The sequence below is a fragment of the Tahibacter sp. genome, from assembly GCF_032229445.1.
Taxonomy (GTDB): domain Bacteria; phylum Pseudomonadota; class Gammaproteobacteria; order Xanthomonadales; family Rhodanobacteraceae; genus Tahibacter.
This window is the reverse complement of sequence record NZ_JAVTWC010000104.1, coordinates 23887-41615: the sequence shown is the minus strand read 5'-3', so window position 1 is coordinate 41615 and position 17729 is coordinate 23887. Positions and strand designations below refer to the sequence as shown.

General features: G+C 66.0%; 9 protein-coding genes. 2 read left to right on the top strand and 7 right to left on the bottom strand.

Features of this window, described 5'->3' with window-relative positions:
* Positions 1 to 8 precede the first annotated feature (8 nt).
* Positions 9 to 8747 carry an Ig-like domain-containing protein gene (locus RUU78_RS18550; protein ID WP_313918993.1) on the bottom strand — a complete coding sequence of 2913 codons (8739 nt, stop codon included), beginning with the start codon at positions 8745 to 8747 and terminating at the stop codon, positions 9 to 11.
* 317 nt (positions 8748 to 9064) lie between these two features.
* Here RUU78_RS18550 and RUU78_RS18545 point away from each other — a divergent pair, with 317 nt between their 5' ends.
* Positions 9065 to 9988 (top strand): branched-chain amino acid transaminase, encoded by a 924-nt coding sequence (locus RUU78_RS18545; RefSeq protein ID WP_313918991.1) that lies wholly within the window; start codon positions 9065 to 9067, stop codon positions 9986 to 9988.
* Positions 9989 to 10161: 173 nt separating this feature from the next.
* Here RUU78_RS18545 and RUU78_RS18540 read toward each other — a convergent pair whose 3' ends face one another.
* From RUU78_RS18540 to rimK, 6 genes are all read right to left on the bottom strand, one after another.
* Entirely contained in the window at positions 10162 to 11457 is a 1296-nt protein-coding gene (locus tag RUU78_RS18540) for a HAMP domain-containing sensor histidine kinase (RefSeq protein ID WP_313918990.1), read from the bottom strand.
* Positions 11458 to 11487: 30 nt separating this feature from the next.
* A complete protein-coding gene (locus tag RUU78_RS18535; protein ID WP_313918989.1) occupies positions 11488 to 12174 on the bottom strand; it encodes a response regulator transcription factor in 687 nt (228 codons plus the stop codon).
* Between the two features lie 373 nt (positions 12175 to 12547).
* Positions 12548 to 14323 carry a M56 family metallopeptidase gene (locus RUU78_RS18530; protein WP_313918987.1) on the bottom strand — a complete coding sequence of 592 codons (1776 nt, stop codon included), beginning with the start codon at positions 14321 to 14323 and terminating at the stop codon, positions 12548 to 12550.
* Positions 14323 to 14721, bottom strand: a complete 399-nt coding sequence (locus tag RUU78_RS18525) for a BlaI/MecI/CopY family transcriptional regulator (RefSeq protein ID WP_313918985.1) — start codon at positions 14719 to 14721, stop codon at positions 14323 to 14325. Before RUU78_RS18525 ends, RUU78_RS18530 begins: the two co-directional genes overlap by 1 nt.
* Positions 14722 to 14830: 109 nt before the next feature.
* Positions 14831 to 15307, bottom strand: coding sequence for a hypothetical protein (locus tag RUU78_RS18520; RefSeq protein WP_313918983.1), 477 nt, complete (start codon positions 15305 to 15307; stop codon positions 14831 to 14833).
* Between the two features lie 198 nt (positions 15308 to 15505).
* Positions 15506 to 16402 (bottom strand): 30S ribosomal protein S6--L-glutamate ligase, encoded by an 897-nt coding sequence (rimK, locus tag RUU78_RS18515; RefSeq protein ID WP_313918981.1) that lies wholly within the window; start codon positions 16400 to 16402, stop codon positions 15506 to 15508.
* Positions 16403 to 16930: 528 nt separating this feature from the next.
* Here rimK and RUU78_RS18510 point away from each other — a divergent pair.
* Positions 16931 to 17692 (top strand): TerC family protein, encoded by a 762-nt coding sequence (locus RUU78_RS18510; RefSeq protein ID WP_313918980.1) that lies wholly within the window; start codon positions 16931 to 16933, stop codon positions 17690 to 17692.
* Positions 17693 to 17729: the final 37 nt, after the last annotated feature.

Genomic DNA, 17729 nt, shown 5'->3' with positions numbered 1-17729 from the left:
CGCCCTGGTCAGGGCGGCAGAATCGGTGCCGTGGTCGTCAATGTACAGGTCGCCGACGCGGAGGTGCTTGTGCTCGCCGGATTGTTGGCGACGAGTTCCGCATTGGCCGACGCGGCACCGGTCGGGGCACGGTCGAGTAGCTCGCAGACCGATGCACCGCCGCGGACGAGTTCCAGGCAGGTGCCGAGCAGGTCGTTGACGCATCCGCCCGGCGGCACTACGACGGAGTTGGCCGCGACGTCCGCACGCAGACTGTTGCAGGTTGTCGCGCAATTCGACTGCACGACGATGCCGGCGAGCGGGAGGTCCGCGAGCTGAGCGTCGGTATTGACGTTGTTGTTGGTGACCGTTGCATCCATGCGTCCGGTCCCGTTGCGGTTGACGACTTCGATACCGCGGCCCAGGCGGGTCTCGCGAACCGTGGTGTTGGTCACGATGTACTGCTTGCTGCCGTTGTCGTTGCCGATCACGCGGATGCCGTTGCCGATCATCGAGCCCGAACCCATGGAGCCGGCGGTGCCGATCTGCACGTTGTCGATCCGGCCGCGTACCAGGCCCGTGCTCGGGATGCCCTGGTTGGAGTTGATTGCGTGGCTGCCACCGGTGACGGTGGAGTTGATCGTGTTGTTGTTGATGTTGAAGGTCAGGTTCGACCCCTGCACCAGCGACGCATCGACGGCAAGTATGTTGTTCGTGAACGTGTTGCCGGTGACGGTCACGCTCGGCATCGACGTGGTGTTGTTGCCGGCGATCTGCACGCCCATCGAGCGCGCGTTGGCGACCGTGTTGTTGGTCACCGCGACGGTCGTGAACACCGGCGTGCCGGTCACGCCTTCGATCAGCACGTGATGGTTGCCCGTCGACGCGTTGTTGCTCGTGAAGTTGTTGGAGTCGATGGTCAGCGAGGCCAGCGTGCCGCTCGTGTTCTGCACATAGATGCTGTTGTGCGCCGAGTTGGTGAACGTCGAATTCCCGACGGTCGCCGCACCCGAGAGCTGGGTGAACTCCATGCCTTCGTGCAACGTCGTCGAGCCGTTGTTGGTCAGCGTGCAGAAGCTGCAGGTGAATCCGTTGACCGAGGCACCGTTGATGCCGTCGTCCGCACCGCCGGTGATGAGCATGCGGGTCAGGCTGACGCCGCGCGTCGTGTTCAACGACACACCGACGCCACTCGACGACTGGATCGTGCCGCCGCTGTTGGCAGCGGCCGCGCCGGTAACGGTGAGGCCGCCCGCGTTGCCGGTGTTGCTGAGGCGGATGCCGTTCGGCGCGCCGTTGGAGCTGACGCGTTCGAACGTGACGCCGGTCGCGGTGATCACATGCGTGTCGATGTTGACGGCGCGGCCGGTGGTGCTGACCGCCGTGTTACCGGCGCCGGCGACACTGACGTTGCCCGCGCCGACCGCGTTGAACGCCGTGCCGCTCGTGGTGGTCAGGTTGGTCGCACCCGAGAAGTTCGTCGTCGCTGCGCCGTTGTTGTTGAGCTGGATCGCGTTGGCCGTCGTCGTGGAAAGGGTCTTGGCGCCGGTGAAGGCGATCGTTCCGCCCGTGTTGGCGTCGACGCGGATGCCGCTGACGGCATTGTTGGTCTTCGTGATGGTGCCGGCGAACGTGAAGGTCGGCGCACTGCCGTTGACCACGACCGCTTCGTTGGTCGGGTTGTTGATGCTCGAGCCTGCGTTGCTGAAGCCGATCGCGCCGCTCGATCCGTTGGTCACGTCGATGGCCGCGTCGCCACCGTTGAGCGTGACGACGCCGGTGGCGCTGAAACCGCCGTCGACGTTGTTCAGCTGCACGCCGGTGCCGTTGGTCGCACTGAGTGCCCCGCTCAGCGTGATGTTACCGCTGGGCTTGGCGCTGACGTCGATCAGGGCGCCGGCGCTGGCCTTGCTGATGGTGCCGGCGTAGGTGATCGCGACCGTGCTGCCGTTCTGCACGGAGAACGCCGAACCCGTTGCCCCGCTGAGCGCGCCGGTGCCGAGGTCGACGCTGCCGCCGACGCCGTCGAGCAGCAGGTTGTTCGTGCCGCTGGTCGAGGTGAAGGTCGAGAACACCGAACCGGCCGAGATCACGCCGTTGACCAGATTGAGTGCCTGGCCGGCTCCGGTCTTGCGCACGTCGTCGTAGATCGTGAGCGTGCCGAAGTTGGTGCCGACGATACCGGAGGTGCTGGCCGCGCCGATCTCCACACCGCGCACGGTGTTGTTCGACGTCAGCGTGATCGCTGCACCGGCGCCGTTGGTCAGTACCGGCGGTGTCTGGTCGACCAGCGGACGCGTGATGCTGTGCGCCGGCGGCGTGATACCCAATTCGGTATCGAAGTTGTTGACGTTGGCCGCATCGAGGCCATGGCCGGCCAGCTCGACACCTGCCGGCAGCGTGACGCCGGCCGTGTAGGTGCCCGAGAACGCGAAGATGCGTTCGCCGGCCGCTGCGAGTGCCGCCGCTGCCGGCAGCGTCGCCACCGGCTGCTGCAACGTGCCGTCGGGCGTACCGACGACGACGGCGTTGTCGTCGACGAACCAGATGCGCGGGCCGGAAACCACGAACGTCACGGTGACCGGACCACTGCAGGCCTGCGGCGTGCCGTCATCGCAGACGATGTACTGGAACGTGTCGTTGCCGGTGAAGTCAGGCGGCGGGTTATAGGTGAATGCCCCCGTCGTCGCGTTGATCGACAGCTCGCCGCCGTTGGCCGAGACGATCGGCGGCGTACCGCCGATGGTGAAGTTGCTGCTGTCCGGATCGGTGATCGCGCCCGGGATCAGCAGATCGCCGGTGGCGCCGTCATTGACGCCGATCGCGATATGCGTGTGCACCGGAACGTTCGGCACGGCCGGCGGAACCGGCGGGTCGTTGATGCAGGTCACGGTGACGGTGACCGTGGTCGAGCTGCCGCCCGGCGCCAGCGTGTAGGTGAACGTGCTCAGCGTCGTGCCCGGCGGGTTGTTGCAGTAGTTCGCGCTCGGTGCGTAGGTCAGGCCCGTGCCGCCACCGGTGATGACGACGGTGCCATTGGCCGGCTGCGTGACTGACTGGACCGAGATCGGACCGCCGTCGATGTCGGTGTCGTTGGCCAGCACGTTGATCGCGGAGGCACCCGAGTCCTCGTTGACTGTGGCCGCGTCGGCGACCGCGACCGGATTGTCGTCGACGCAGGTCACGGACACCGTCACCGTGCCGACGCTGCCGCCCGGCGTGATCGTGTAGGTGAACGTGTCCAGCGTCGTGCCCGGAGGCGTGTTGCAGTAGTTCGGGTTCGGCTGGTAGGTCAGGCCGGTGCCGCCGCCGGTGATCACCACGACGCCGTTGGCCGGCTGCGTGACGGAACCGACGGTGATCGGCGAACCATCTGGGTTGGAGTCGTTGCCGAGCACGTTGACCGCGTTGGCGCCGGAATCCTCGATGACCGTCGCCGCGTCGTTGACCGCGACCGGATTGTCGACGACGCAGGTCACCGTGACGCTGACCGTGGTCGAGCTGCCGCCCGGCGTCAGCGTGTAGGTGAACGTATCAGGCGGACCCGACACGCTGTTGCAGTAGTTCGGGTTCGGCAGGTAGGTCAGGCCCGAACCGCCGCCGGTGATGACGACGACGCCGTTGGCCGGCTGCGTGACCGACGTGATGGAAATCGGACCGCCGTCGACGTCGGTGTCGTTCGTGAGCACCGGAATCGCCGTGGCCGGATCATCTTCGGTGATCGTCACCGCGTCGCTGACCGCGACCGGATTGTCATCGACGCAGGTCACGGTCGCACTGACCGTACCCACGCTGCCACCCGGCGCCAGCGTGTAGGTAAACGTGTCCGGCGTCGTGCCCGGAGGCGCGTTGCAGTAGTTCGGGTTCGGCTGATACGTCAGACCCGTGCCGCCGCCGGTGATCACGACGGTGCCGTTGAGCGGCTGCGTGACGGACGTGACCGAAATCGGGCCGCCGTCGATGTCAGTGTCGTTGGCGAGCACGTTGACCGCGGTCGCGGCCGCGTCTTCGAGCACGGTCGCCGCATCGTTGACCGCGACCGGCACATCGTCGACCGCATTGATCGTGATCGTCAGGAGAACCGGTGCGCTCGTGTCGACGCCGCCGTTCGCGGTGCCGCCGTTGTCCTGCAGAGTGACGTTGAATGTCGCAGTGCCGCTCGCGTTCGCGGCCGGCGTGAAGAGCAGCTGGCCGGCTACCGAGACGGTCGGCAGCGAGGAGAACAGCGCGCCGCCGCTGACGACCGCGACGTTGAAGCCGAACGACTGGCCCGATTCGTCGGGCGGGCCGGCCGAAAGCGCGGTGGCCCATGCGATGCTCGCCGGACCGGAATCTTCGCCAACGCTCGGGTCAGCGCCTGGCGTGAAGCTCGGCACATCGTTGACCGCGGTGACGTTGATGACGAAGGTCTGCGCGGCCGAGGTGTCGTTGCCGCCGTTGGCCGTACCGCCATTGTCCTGACCGACGACGCTGATCGTCGCCGTGCCGTTGGCATTCGCCGCCGGCGTATAGGTCAGGGTGCCATTCGGCGCAATGGCCGGGGCGACGCTGAACAGCGCAGCGTTGGTGTTGTTGGTGATGTTGAACGTGATGGTCTGCGTACCGTCGTCGCCGTCGGCGATGCCGGTCAGGAAGGCCGCGGCGGTCTGCGCGCCGGCGTCCTCGAGCACGGTCTGCGGACCGCCGACCGTGAACACCGGCGGATCGTTGACGTTGTTGATCGTGATCGTGAAGGTCTGCGCGGCCGATGTGTCGACGCCGCCGTTGGCGGTGCCGCCGTTGTCGGACAGCGTCGAGCTGACCGTGGCCGTGCCGAAGGTGCCGTTCGTTGCCGTGAACGTCAGCGTGCCGGTCGGCGAGACGGCCGGGGGCGTGCTGAAGGTCAGACTGCCCGTGGTCGTCCCGACCGTCGTCCCGAAGCTCAGGGTCTGGCCAGCTTCATCGGCCGGGCCAGCGGAGATCGCGGTGTGGAAGTTCGCGAACGTCTGTGGACCGGCGCTCTCGAGCGCGCTGGCCGAGGTGCCGCCAGCGTACGACGGCACGTCGTTGACCGCAGTGACGTTGATGACGAAGGTCTGCACGGCCGAGGTGTCATTGCCACCGTTGGCCGTGCCGCCATTGTCCTGCCCACGCACGCTGATCGTTGCCGTGCCGTTTGCGTTGGCCGCCGGCGTGTAGGTCAGCGTGCCGTTCGGCGCAATGGCCGGGGCGACGCTGAACAGCGCGGCATTGGTGTTGTTGGTGATGCTGAACGTGATCGTCTGCGAACCATCGTCGCCGTCGGCGATACCGGTCAGGAAGGCCGCGACGGTCTGCGCGCCGGCGTCTTCGAGCACAGTCTGCGGGCCGCCGACCGTGAACACCGGCGGATCGTTGATGTTGTTGATCGTGATTGTGAAGGTTTGCGCGGCCGACGTGTCGACGCCGCCGTTAGCGGTGCCGCCGTTGTCGGACAACGTCGAGCTGACCGTGGCCGTACCGAAGGTGCCGCTCGTTGCCGTAAAGGTCAGCGTGCCGGTCGGCGAGATCGCCGGCGGCGTGCTGAAGGTCAGGCTGCCCGTGGTCGTCCCGACCGTCGTCGCGAAGCTCAGGGTCTGGCCGGACTCGTCGGCCGGGCCGGCCGAGATCGCGGTGTGGAAGTTCGGAACGCTCTGCGCGCCGGCGCTTTCGAACGCACTGGCTGCCGTGCCGCCGGTGAAGCTCGGCACGTCGTTGACCGCGGTCACGCTGATGACAAAGGTCTGCGCGGCCGAGGTGTCGTTGCCACCATTGGCCGTACCGCCATTGTCCTGAGCGACGACGCTGATCGTCGCCGTACCGTTGGCATTCGCCGCCGGCGTGTAGGTCAGCGTGCCGTTGGGCGCGATCGTGGGCGCGGTGCTGAAAAGCGCGGCGTTGGTGTTATTGGTGATGTTGAATGTGATGGTCTGCGTGCCGTCGTCACCGTCGGCGATGCCGGTCAGGAAGCCTGCGGCCGTCTGCGCGCCGGCGTCTTCGAGCGCGGTCTGCGGGCCGCCGACCGTGAACACCGGCGGGTCGTTGACGTTGTTGATCGTGATCGTGAAGGTCTGTGCGGCCGAGGTGTCGATGCCGCCGTTCGCCGTGCCGCCGTTGTCCGACAGCGTCGAGCTGATCGTCGCGGTGCCGAAGGTGCCCGCGGTCGGCGTGAAGGTCAGCGTGCCGGTCGGCGAGACGGCCGGCGGCGTGCTGAAGGTCAGGCTGCCGGTCGTGGCACCCACCGTCGTCGTGAAGCTCAGGGTCTGGCCGGATTCGTCGGCCGGACCAGCGGAAATCGCGGTGTGGAAGTTGGCGAACGTCTGCGGACCGGCGCTTTCGAGTGCGCTGGCCGAGGTTCCACCGGAGAACGACGGCACGTCGTTGACCGCGGTGACGGTGATCGTGAAGGTCTGCGTCGCGGAGGCGTCGACACCGCCGTTGGCGGTGCCGCCGTCATCGTGCAGCCGCAGCGTGATCGTGGCCGTGCCGTTCGCGTTCGGCGCGGCCGTATAGGTCAGCGTGCCGGTCGGCGAAACCGCCGGGGCCACGGCGAACAGGGCCGCGTTGGTATTGCCGGTGATCTGGAAATCCAGCACCTGCGTGTTGCCGTCGCCATCGCTGATCGCCGTAGCCCACGGGGTTACGGTCTGCGCGCCGGCGTCCTCGAGCGAGGTCTGGTTCGCGCCGGCCGTGAAGCTCGGGGCATGGTTGATCCCCGCGACCGTGATCGTGAAGGTCTGCGTCGGCGAGGTGTTGACGCCGCCATTGGCGGTGCCGCCGCTGTCGACCGCGGCCACATTGATCGTCGCGGTGCCGATCGTGCCGGCCTGCGGGGTGTAGCTCAGCACGCCGGCCGGCGAGACCGTCGGCGCGGCGGAGAACGCCAGCGTGCCGGTGCTGCTGGCGACCGTGGCGGTGAAGCTCAGTGTCTGCGCAGATTCGTCGCCCGGTCCGGCGCTCAGCGCCGTGGCCCAGGGATTGACGGTCTGCGGCCCGGCGTTCTCGAACACGCTCTGGTTCGGGCCGGCGGTGAAGGAGGGGGCGTCGTTGACCGCGGTGACCGCGATCGTGAAGGTCTGTGGCGGCGACGTGTCGCTGCCGCTGAACGCGGTACCGCCGTTGTCGTGCAGGACGACGGTGATCGTGGCCGTGCCGTTGGCGTTTGCCGCCGCGGTATAGGTCAGCGTACCGGTCGGCGAAATCGCAGGTGCGGTCGCGAACAGCGCGGCGTTGGTGTTGCCGGTGACCTGGAAGTCAACGATCTGCGTGTTGCCGTCGCCGTCGTTGATGGCCGTTGCCCAGCCGGCCACGGTCTGCGTGCCGGCGTCTTCGAGCGAGGTCTGGTTCGGACCGGCCGTGAAGCTCGGCGCGTGATTGATCGCGTTGACGTTGATGACGAAGGTCTGGGCGGCCGACGTGTCGATGCCGCCGTTGGCGGTGCCGCCGTTGTCCACGGCGAGGACGCTGATCGTGGCGATGCCGGAGGTCGCGTTCTGCGGCGTGAAGGTCAGCGTCCCGTTCGGCGCGACGGCCGGCGCGGCCGTGAACGCCAGGTTGCCGGTGCTGCTGACTATGCTCGCCGTGAAGCTGACGGTCTGGGCGGATTCGTTCGCCGGGCCGGCGCTGATCGCCGTGGCCCAGCCGGTAACGGTCTGCGCGCCGGCATTCTCCGGCACGGCCTGGTCGGCGCCGACGGTGAATCCCGGTGCGTCGTTGACGGGCGTGACCGTGATCGACACGGTCGCCGGCACGGAAGATCCCTGTCCGTCGCTGCCAGTGACTGTGAAACTGTCGCTACCGTTGGTGTTGGCGTTGGGCGTGTAGTCGATCGTCGCCGAAGTCGGGCCGGTGGACGTGAGGTTGCTGGTGGTACCCGCTGCCGGCGGCGTCGCCACGCTGTAGGTGATGGAGGCGCCTTCGGGGTCGGTACCGGTCAGGGTGACCGTTACGGGCTGGTCTTCGAGCGTGGTGACGCTGGCCGGATTGACGGTCGGCGGATTGTTCTGCAGATCGCGCACGTCGATGCGCAGGTATACGCGGCCATTTTCGTAGGCGCCGAACAACGTGGTGATGTCGATCGCGCTCTCGCCGCTGGTCGCGTCACCGGGCGGATCGGTCGCGAGCGGCGCCACGCCGTTCCAGTCGCTGACCTGACCGTCCACGATGAAGTTGGCGGCGATGACCATGCCGCTGGCGACGAAGAATAGTGAAAGGGTGCGCCAGATCGCCGTGCGTCGCGCGCGTCGCGCGCCGAGAAAGGCGACGAGGCCGACCAGGATCAGCAATACCGGGAAAGTCAGGAACGGGATAGGCAGCGCGGGCAGGCCGAGGATGATGGGACCGGCGCCCGGCGCCGTAGTCGTCAGCTCATCGGTGCCGGCGGCGCTTTGCGCCAGGACGGCGAGCCGCAGACCGCCGCTGTTGTTGAGCTGCAGGGAACTGATCGCATCGCTCAACTCGATGACATCGGCAGCGCCGACACCGTTGTTGAGACCGACCGCGTAGCCGCCGCCAATGGCCGTGCCGGCCGGGAAGCTGGCGCCACTGCAGCTCGACCGGGTGACCGAGACGACCTGGGGCGAACTGCCGCCGCTGACGCTGACTTCGAGCCGCGTATCAGCGCCGCTCATCTGCGGCACGGTACAGCCGCTGCCGGAGTTCAGGTCGCCATCGACGTAGACCGAATAGGTGTAGGTTTGAGCGCTGGCCACTGTTGCGCACAGAGCCATGACAAAAGCGACAGCCGCGAAGGCCGCATTCCGGATACGCATGAACCCATCCCCTTATCGCCAATACCGCCGTCACCGCAGTGCCGGACCTTGCTTCCGCTGCCGATTCGTTGGGTAGGTAGCTACTCCGGCGGCAGGCTTCCCCTTGCTCACCGGCTTCCCTGAATCGACCCGCAACGTCGTCCCGCTGCGCCGTATGCTAAACCAACGTCGTTAACATTTGTCTCGTTTGTGAGCCGTTTAGCAGAAGTTCTACCGCCAACCCGCTCGAATCCAGCAGCCACCACCGCTTGTGCGCTAGGCAAAAACGGCGACCGCCGCTAGGCTTCGCAGCCTTCGTCCGCCCGGAATCCTCCGCCATGGCCATGCAGTATCCCGAATTCATCTGGCAGAACGGCCGCATCAAGCCCTGGGCCGAAGCAACCACGCACGTCATGTCGCATGCCCTGCACTACGGATCCTCGGTGTTCGAAGGCATACGCTGCTACGACACACCGGCCGGACCACAGATCTTCCGCCTTACCGACCACAACAAGCGATTGTTCCAGTCGGCCAAGATCTACGACATGGCCATGCCCTATACGGTGGCCGAGATAAATTCCGCGTGTCGTGAAGTTATCCAGGCCAACAACTTGCGCAAAGCGTATTTGCGTCCGCTCGCCTATCGCGGCCTCGGCGGATTCGGTCTTTCGGCGGACACGCCAACCGACATGACCGTCGCGACCTGGGAAATGGGGCCGTATCTCGGCCCGGACGTGCTGGAAGCCGGCATCGACGCCTGCGTATCGAGCTGGCAGCGTTTTGCGCCGAACACGATTCCGGCGGGTGCAAAGGCTGGCGGCAACTACCTGTCAGGCCAGCTGATTGCGCGCGAAGCGCGCCGCCTGGGCTTCGGCGAAGGCATCGCGTTGGCTTCGACCGGCCTGCTCAGCGAGGGTGCCGGCGAAAACCTGTTCCTGGTGTTCGACGGCGTGCTTCACACGACGCCCGTGGCCAGCGCCATCCTGAACGGCATCACGCGCCACTCGGTGATCACCCTCGCGCAGGACCACGGCATCGGCGTGATCGAGCGCGACCTGCCGCGCGAATACCTTTATCTATGTGACGAGCTGTTCATGGTCGGCACGGCGGCGGAAATCACCCCGATCCGCTCGGTCGACGGCAAGCCGGTCGGCAGCGGCAAGCCGGGGCCGGTGACCGGCCGAATTCAGGAGCTGTTCTTCGGCCTGTTCCAGGGCAAGACGGAAGACAAGTACGGGTGGCTCGAGCCGCTGGACGCGTAACGCGCCGGACACCGCCCGGTGCGGGCGTACCGGTGAGCGGGCGCCCGCAAAACGGAGAGTCGAGCCGACCGGGAATTCTCGGCGAAGGTCGTTGCGGCGCGCGGACGATGTCACGATCTGGTGACTGACCCTTTCGCCGCGCCGGCTGTCCGGATCGGGTCCCGCGACCTCGCCTAGCGGCGCAGACGGAAATCCAGCGTCGCGGCGGTACCGCCCTGCGGACGCGGACGCAGTGATACTTTCCATTCGTACAGTTCGCAAAGACGCCGCACGATGGCCAGGCCCAGGCCAGCCCCCTTGCCGGTTGCCCCTTCGCCGCGATAGCCGCGCTGGAAAAGGCGCTCGGCGTCTTCGAGCTTGATGCCGGGACCGGAGTCCTCGACCACGACCTTGCCGTCACCGATACGCACGCGCACCTCGCCGGCCGGCGTGTATTTGAACGCATTGCCGACCAGATTGGTCAGCGCGACTGCGACGACGGACGAGGGCGCGACGACTTCCAGCGGACCGTCGACGTCGAGAATGACCTCGACCGGCTTGTTCGCCAGATGGGTGCGGTTGACCTCGATCACCTGCTCGGCGACGCGCGCGACATCGGTGGTTTCGCCATCGCTGGGCGCTTCGCGCTGGCGCCGCGACAGCAGCAGCAGTGCTTCGGTGAGTTCGTTGGACTGGCGCGACGCGCGCTCGATGCGCTTGAGACGGTCGCGGGTCTTGTCGGTCTGGTTCGGTGCGGCCATCAGCAGCTCGACCGTGGTTGCGATCACCGCGAGCGGCGTGCGCAGCTCGTGGCTCACATCGGCGTTGAACTCGCGATCGCGCTCGACCATCTCGGTCAGGCGCTGCCGATAGTCGTCCAGCGCAGCGGCGAGCTCGCCGACTTCATCGTTGGCGTAGTGGGAGGCCAGATCATCGGTCGGCGCACCATTCTTGAACGCGCGCAGGCGCTCAGCCAGGTCGGCCACCGGCCGCATCACGCGGCGCGCCGACCAGAAGCCGAGCAGGAAGGCCAGTAGCGAGAACACCAGCACCGCGGCGATCAGCGCGGTGACGAGCTGGCGCTCACCGAGCTCTTCCTTGGCCACGTCGTAGCGGTAGAACGCCCAGAGATCGGTCTCCTTGCGCACCGCCAGCTTGTAGGGACGCTCACGGCCGTGCTCGTCGGCTTCACGGATGTCGTAGACGCCCGTACCGTATTTCTGCCACGCGAACGGCACGTTGGCGAACTTGCGCTCGCTGACGATCAGGGCCGTGACCGGGGAAAACGGGAACTGCGCCCCCTCTTCGGGGTGTTCGCGCTTGAAATCGAGAAATTTGTTGACGCCGTCCTGCAGCGAGGCGTTGATGAGCTGATCTTCGAGCGTGCCGCGCAATCCAACGACAGCCAGGGCGAACAGCGCCGTCAGCGCCATGCCGAAAAGGCCGAACGAAATGACGATACGGCTGCGTAACCGGCGGCGATAGCGCATGCGCGGAGGAAGGACCGGCGCGGCGGGGGCTTAGCTGTTCGCCGCGTCCGGATCGGCCATGCGATAGCCGATGCCGTGACGGGTCTGGATCAGCGGCTTGTCGAACGGCTTGTCGAGCGCCGCCCGCAGTCCGTGGATATGAACGCGCAGCGAATCACTGTCAGGCAGCTCCTCGCCCCAGACGCGATGCTCGAGGTCCTGGCGCGTAACCACGGAAGGGCTCGCTTCCATGAGGAATTGCAGCAGCTTCAGGCCGATCGGATTCAACGGGATCTGCTTGCCGGCCCGGCTGACGGTCAGCGTATCGAGGTTGAAACTGAGGTCGGCGACCTGCAGAACGCGGCTCTGCGGACCCTTGCCGCGGCGCGCAAGCACGAGCAGCCGCGCCTCGAGTTCCTGCAGCGCGAACGGCTTGGTCATGTAATCGTCGGCGCCGGAATCGAAGCCCGACAGTTTGTGGTCGAGCGCATCGCGCGCCGTCAGCATGAGCACCGGCGTCTGCTTGCGCGCTTCCTGGCGCAGCTTGCGACAGACCTCCAACCCGTCCATGCCAGGCAGCGTCAGGTCGAGCACGATGGCATCGAATTCGTTCACGACGGCCAGATGCAGGCCAGTTACGCCGTCGCCGGCGAAATCCACGACGTGGCCCTTGTCTTCGAGAAAGTCGCCGACGTTGGCCGCGATGTCCCGGTTATCTTCGATCACGAGTACGCGCATAGGCCTAGCTTAACGAACTCCGTTTCACAATAGGGATGCGCCGGGAAGTCGGCAGATGAAGATCGGAGCCCAGAGAGCGGCGCGAACGGCCAAAAGATTGGCCCAAGGAGGTGTCATTGGGGGAACACACCTCACTTGGGCCAAATAGCTACTGCCCCGATTACCGTAAGGCTGCTAGTCACGACCTGACCAGGAGTGTTCGCAGGAATACAGTGGGGCCATGGTAGGAAGCCATGGCTTAAATCGACGTTAAGTAGCCTTGAGAGACCCGTTAAACGCCCTGCGATAACGCAGCGTTGTCGGACAACTGAGGGACGTGCATCCGGTTGGACCACACCGGCCGGCTTACGACGCAGGCCGGCAGGCCAGGAAATCAGTTCAGGCCGGTCGAGAGTTCCGTTATCGGGGAAGCCGCCATGTCTCCCGGTCGGCGGCAGATCCGCGAACCCGTGATGGTGCGGCAATCCCCCGACTCCACGGTTTCCTCGATGTCGCTGGCCGGGATGTCCGCACCACCTTCGAGCGCGAACACGAACTGGCGCGAGTAGCGGCGCGAGCCGGGCTCGAAGCTGCCCGGCACGAAGCGCCACTTGCGCAAAGCGGCCATGGCAGCCGAATCGAACACCGACGGCGGACTGGATTGCTCCACGCGCACGTCGCGCACGCGACCGTCCGCGTCGACGTAGTAGGACAGGCGCACGCTGCCTTCGATGCCGCGCAACAGGGCGCGCTCGGGGTAGGACGGTTGCACCGCGTGCGCTGCCATAGGCTCGCGCACGGCGACCACGGTATCGAGCTTTAACGGGGCCGGTGCTTCCGTCGCCGGAGCCCCGGCAATCGCCGGAACCGACAGCGTCGGCACCGCCACAGGTGCGGCTTCGATCAGGCTCGGCGGAAGAACCTTCGGCAACTCGACCGACACGGTGTTCACGGGATCGGCGGCGACCGGCACAGCCACGCGTGCATCGGACACGGCGGTGGTCGGTGCTGCCTGTTCGGCGAATGTCGGCAACCGCGGCAGGCGCAGGTCACGCCGGTCCGCAATCATGTCGCTGACCACGACGGGCGCGACCCGCAGCAGCGTCTGGTCGCGCAGCAACAGTTCCCGCAGTGGCTGCGGGGCCAACAGCGCAAGCATGTTCGAGCTTTCCCAGGACGCGCGCTGTGCATAGCCCAGCACGATCACCGCAGCACCGACGACGAACAGCGGCAGCAGGCGGACCGGCGCGCGCACGTCCAGACGCGTCGTCGGCAGTTTGGCGATGTGCTGCACACGCTCCAGCAGCACGCCGCCGGTTGCCTGCAGCGCGAGCGCGGCAGAGCCGTCCAGACGCAGTTGTTCGAGGTCAGCCAGGGTCGCGACGTAGTCGCGCGGGTTGGCCTTGCTCAGGCGAAGCACGAGCTCATCGCAGCAGATCTCGCGCTGGTCACGCAGGTCGCGCGAGATCCAGTGCACGACCGGGTGATAGAAAAGGACGGTTTCGGCAATGACCTGGACCAGATTGACGATATGGTCCCAGCGCCGCAGGTGACCCAGTTCGTGGGCGAGAATCAGCTCGATCTGCGCCGCCGGAAAACCCAGCGCAACCGCCGCCGGCAGAAGAATGACCGGACGGATCCAGCCAACGAGGGTCGGCGTCTCTATCCTGGTCGAGTACAGCAGGCCGACCTTGCCCAGGCCGAACTGCGCGCAGAGCTGATGCAGTCGCTGATTCCAGCCCGGCAGCGTCATACCCTGGCGGATCAACCGGTTGAGGCCGCGCCAGTGCAGCACGGCGCGCAGACTCAGGACCGCAACCCCACAGACCCACAGCGCTACGAGCCAAGGCAGATAGTCGGTCCACTGCTGCAGCAGGGCTTCCGGCGCAGCGTCGCTGGCGACGAGCGTGGTGGACAGACCGGACGTCGCGACCGAGGCAGCGCCCGTCGCGCCGCTGTCGGCGAGCAGCACTGCTGCCGTGATGACCGGCGCAGCCATCAGGGCCGCGAAGCTGATCAGCCCTAGCGTATAGCGCGGCGTGCCGCCGGCCAGGCGCTGGCGCAGCAAGCCAAAGACCGCTCCGACCAGGGCGCCTTGCCAGAGAAAATGCAGCAACACCAGACCGAGCACGTGCACGGCCGGCGCCCATCCCCCGACGGCGGCGCCCATTACTTGGACTCCCTGTCCAGACGATTGAGCAGCTGGCGGATTTCCTTGAGTTCTTCGCGCGAGGCGCTCTGGCTGCCGAGTGCATGAAGCACGAGCTGCGACGCGGAACCGTCGAACACGCGATCGACGATGTCGGATAGAAAACGTTTCTGGGTGCGTTCCTTGCTGACGACGGCGCGGAACACATGCGCGCGCTGGGAGTCGTCTCGTTCGACCAGGCCCTTGCCATGCATGACCTGCATGAGCTTCAGCGCCGTGGTGTAGCCCCCGCCGTCATGGGCGTACAAGGCCTCGTGAACGTCGCGGACGGTGCCGCTGCCGCGATCCCAGAGCACTCCAAGAATGGCCAGTTCGGCCTCGGTGGGCTTGGGTAAATCAGATACGCGACGAGTAGTCACGGCGGCCCCTCAACGAATGACTTCGTACAGCATGCCCCAGCGAACAGACCGGAGCAAGTCTGAAAAAACAGGGCGGCGGCAGAAGCACAGGGCCGCCGCCCTTCTCCCGTCAATTGGTGCGGATTCCGTCGTCGCTGGTCTGGCGCAGGAAGTCGCGCGAGTCGCGACGCTGACGTTCGCGCTCGGCGAAGGTCGAGCACTGCTTTTGCTTGCGGTTCGAACCAGTCGGAGCGACCTGCTGGCAGATCAGCCGGCGGCCGTCTTTCTTGGTCAGGACGGCGTTGACGTCTTCCTGGGCCTGGAGCAGCTTGCCCTTCTGATCACGGCTCAACTCGTCGACGGAGCTGGCCGTCGCCAGCAGCGCGGCGATTTCGTCGAGACGCGAGTTCACCGAGGCCCGCTCATCCGTATCGACGAACTCCCAGCGCCCGCCGGCTTTCATCTGCTGGCGGATCGCCGCAGCCTGATCGTCGAACTTTTCCTTGGTCACGGCCTGCAGCGCCGGATCCAGCTTTTCTGCTGCCATCGCACCGATGGACAGCGCCAAACCCACAGCGAACACAACAACCTTGGCAATACGCATCACGTCTCACTCCGTCTCAACCGTCGAATACCCGTGCCCCCTGCACACCGTCTGCAGACAAGCATCGAGACAGCGGCCGGACGATGCTAGGCAGCCACATTGCGGTTGTCAACGGCAACCTTCGTACGATGACATTCATTGACGAATGACCCGATGTTTCCGGGACGAATGGCACATGCACCGCATCGCGGCTCTCTCGTGTCAGACGCCGCGGCGCTTGCGCTTCAGCGCGCTCGCGCAGACGTAGTCGATGATGGCGCCGGCGACGTCGACCGAGGTCGCCGCTTCGATTCCCTCCAGCCCTGGGGAGGAGTTCACTTCCAGCACCAGAGGCCCGCGCTTGGCACGCAGCAGGTCCACGCCGGCGACGTTGAGCTGCATGGTCCTGGCGGCCAGCAGGGCAACATCCTGTTCGCGCGCGGACAACTCGACCTGGCTGGCGCTGCCGCCGCGGTGCAGGTTGGAGCGGAACTCACCGGCCCGCGCCTGCCGCCGCATCGCAGCGACCACCTTGCCGCCAACCACGAAACAGCGGATGTCGGACCCCTTGGATTCCCGGATGAATTCCTGGACGAGAAAGTTCGCATACAGGCCGCGAAATGCCTCGATCACGCTCTGCGACGACGAATGCTTTTCCGCCAGCAGCACGCCCTGCCCCTGGGAACCTTCGTTGAGCTTGATCACATGCGGCGGATCGCCGAGCAGGGCGAGGAGATCGGCTGTGTCGTCCGGACTGTCGCCGAACACCGTATCGGGCATGCCGACCTCCTGCCGCGCGAGCAACTGAAGGCAACGCAGCTTGTCGCGCGCGCGTAATATCGCGTCGGAACCGTTCGGCGTGTATACGCCCATGAGTTCGAGCTGGCGCAGCACCGCCGTACCGTAGAACGTGATCGACGCGCCGATGCGCGGAATCACCGCGGCGTAGTCGGCCAGGCGCTTGCCCTTGTAGTGCACGCTGAACTCGCCGGGCGCGATGCGCATGTAGCAGCGCAACGGGTCGAGCACCCGAACGCGATGGCCGCGCTCACGCCCCGCCTCGACCAGCCGACGCGTCGAGTACAACTTTGAATTTCTAGATAATATAGCAATATTCACTTGATGCGGTCCGAGCGCCGACGCGACACCAGGCGCATCGGAACCATGCAGGGGAACGACGACTGCAGTTCGGGCCGTGCTGCGCAGTAAGGGCTCCGCTGGCGCAACCGCGGCTGCGCCAGCGCTTCCATTCTGCGACAGGAATGTTGCAAGCGACTCAGCGGGACCGGACGGCGAGGGAGGAGAAAACGCTGGCGACGATACAAGAATGCGCGCGTGCGGGCTATGGCGCGTCGCTGGCCGGGAGCGATACCGCGTTTCGACCCTGGCGCCGTCCGCCGGCAGTGCCAGGGCTCAGGCTTCTGCCCCTTTCCGTCACGCTCGCGTCTGCTTAACGCGCGCCGATGCTAGGCTGCCGCCCGAGGAAGGATCGGCCGCAACAAGGGGAAAGGTCTGCCGCAATGCGCGGCATCGGCCTGTTGCCGGCTACGCGCGCCGAGCGCTTTCTCGCTCAGTCAGACCCCTGACCATTGCGCCGCGGTGAACCGCGACCGGCGCACTGGTCCATCAACCCGGCCCGAGAGACACATGGAATCCTTGACCAACCCGGAAATCTGGATCGCGCTGGCGACGCTGACGGCACTGGAACTCGTGCTCGGCATCGACAACATCATTTTCATCTCCATCCTCGCCGGCAAGTTGCCGCCGGAGCAGCGCGACAAGGCTCGGCGTCTCGGCATCGCGCTGGCCGCGATCACCCGGCTCGGCCTTCTGTTCGCGATCGCCTGGATCGTCGGACTTACCGCGCCGATATTCTCGATCTTTGGCCACGCCATCTCCTGGCGCGACCTGATCCTGATCGGCGGTGGCCTGTTCCTGATCGGAAAGGCGACCCATGAGATTCACCAGAAGCTCGAAGGCGATTCGGAGAGCGTCGGACCCGGTCGTGTCGCCGTGAGCTTCGGCAGCGTCATCGCCCAGATCATGGTGCTCGACATCGTGTTCTCGCTCGACTCGATCATCACCGCGGTCGGCATGGTCGAGGAGCGCTGGGTGATGTTTGCGGCCATCCTGATCTCGATCGCGTTCATGCTGCTGTTTGCGCGGCCAATCGGCGATTTCGTCGAGCGCCATCCGACAGTCAAGGTACTCGCCCTGAGCTTCCTGATCATGATTGGACTGGTGCTCATGGCCGACGGCTTCGGCCAGAAGATTCCGAAGGGCTACATCTACGCGGCCATGGCGTTCTCGGTCTTCGTGGAGATGATCAACCTGTGGATCCGCAACCGCTCGAAAAAGAAGTCGGCGCCAGTGAAATTGCACGAGCGTTACGAGGCCGGCACGGAATAGGTGCTTTCGCTACCTCCGACCGCGCAGACGCGCGGTC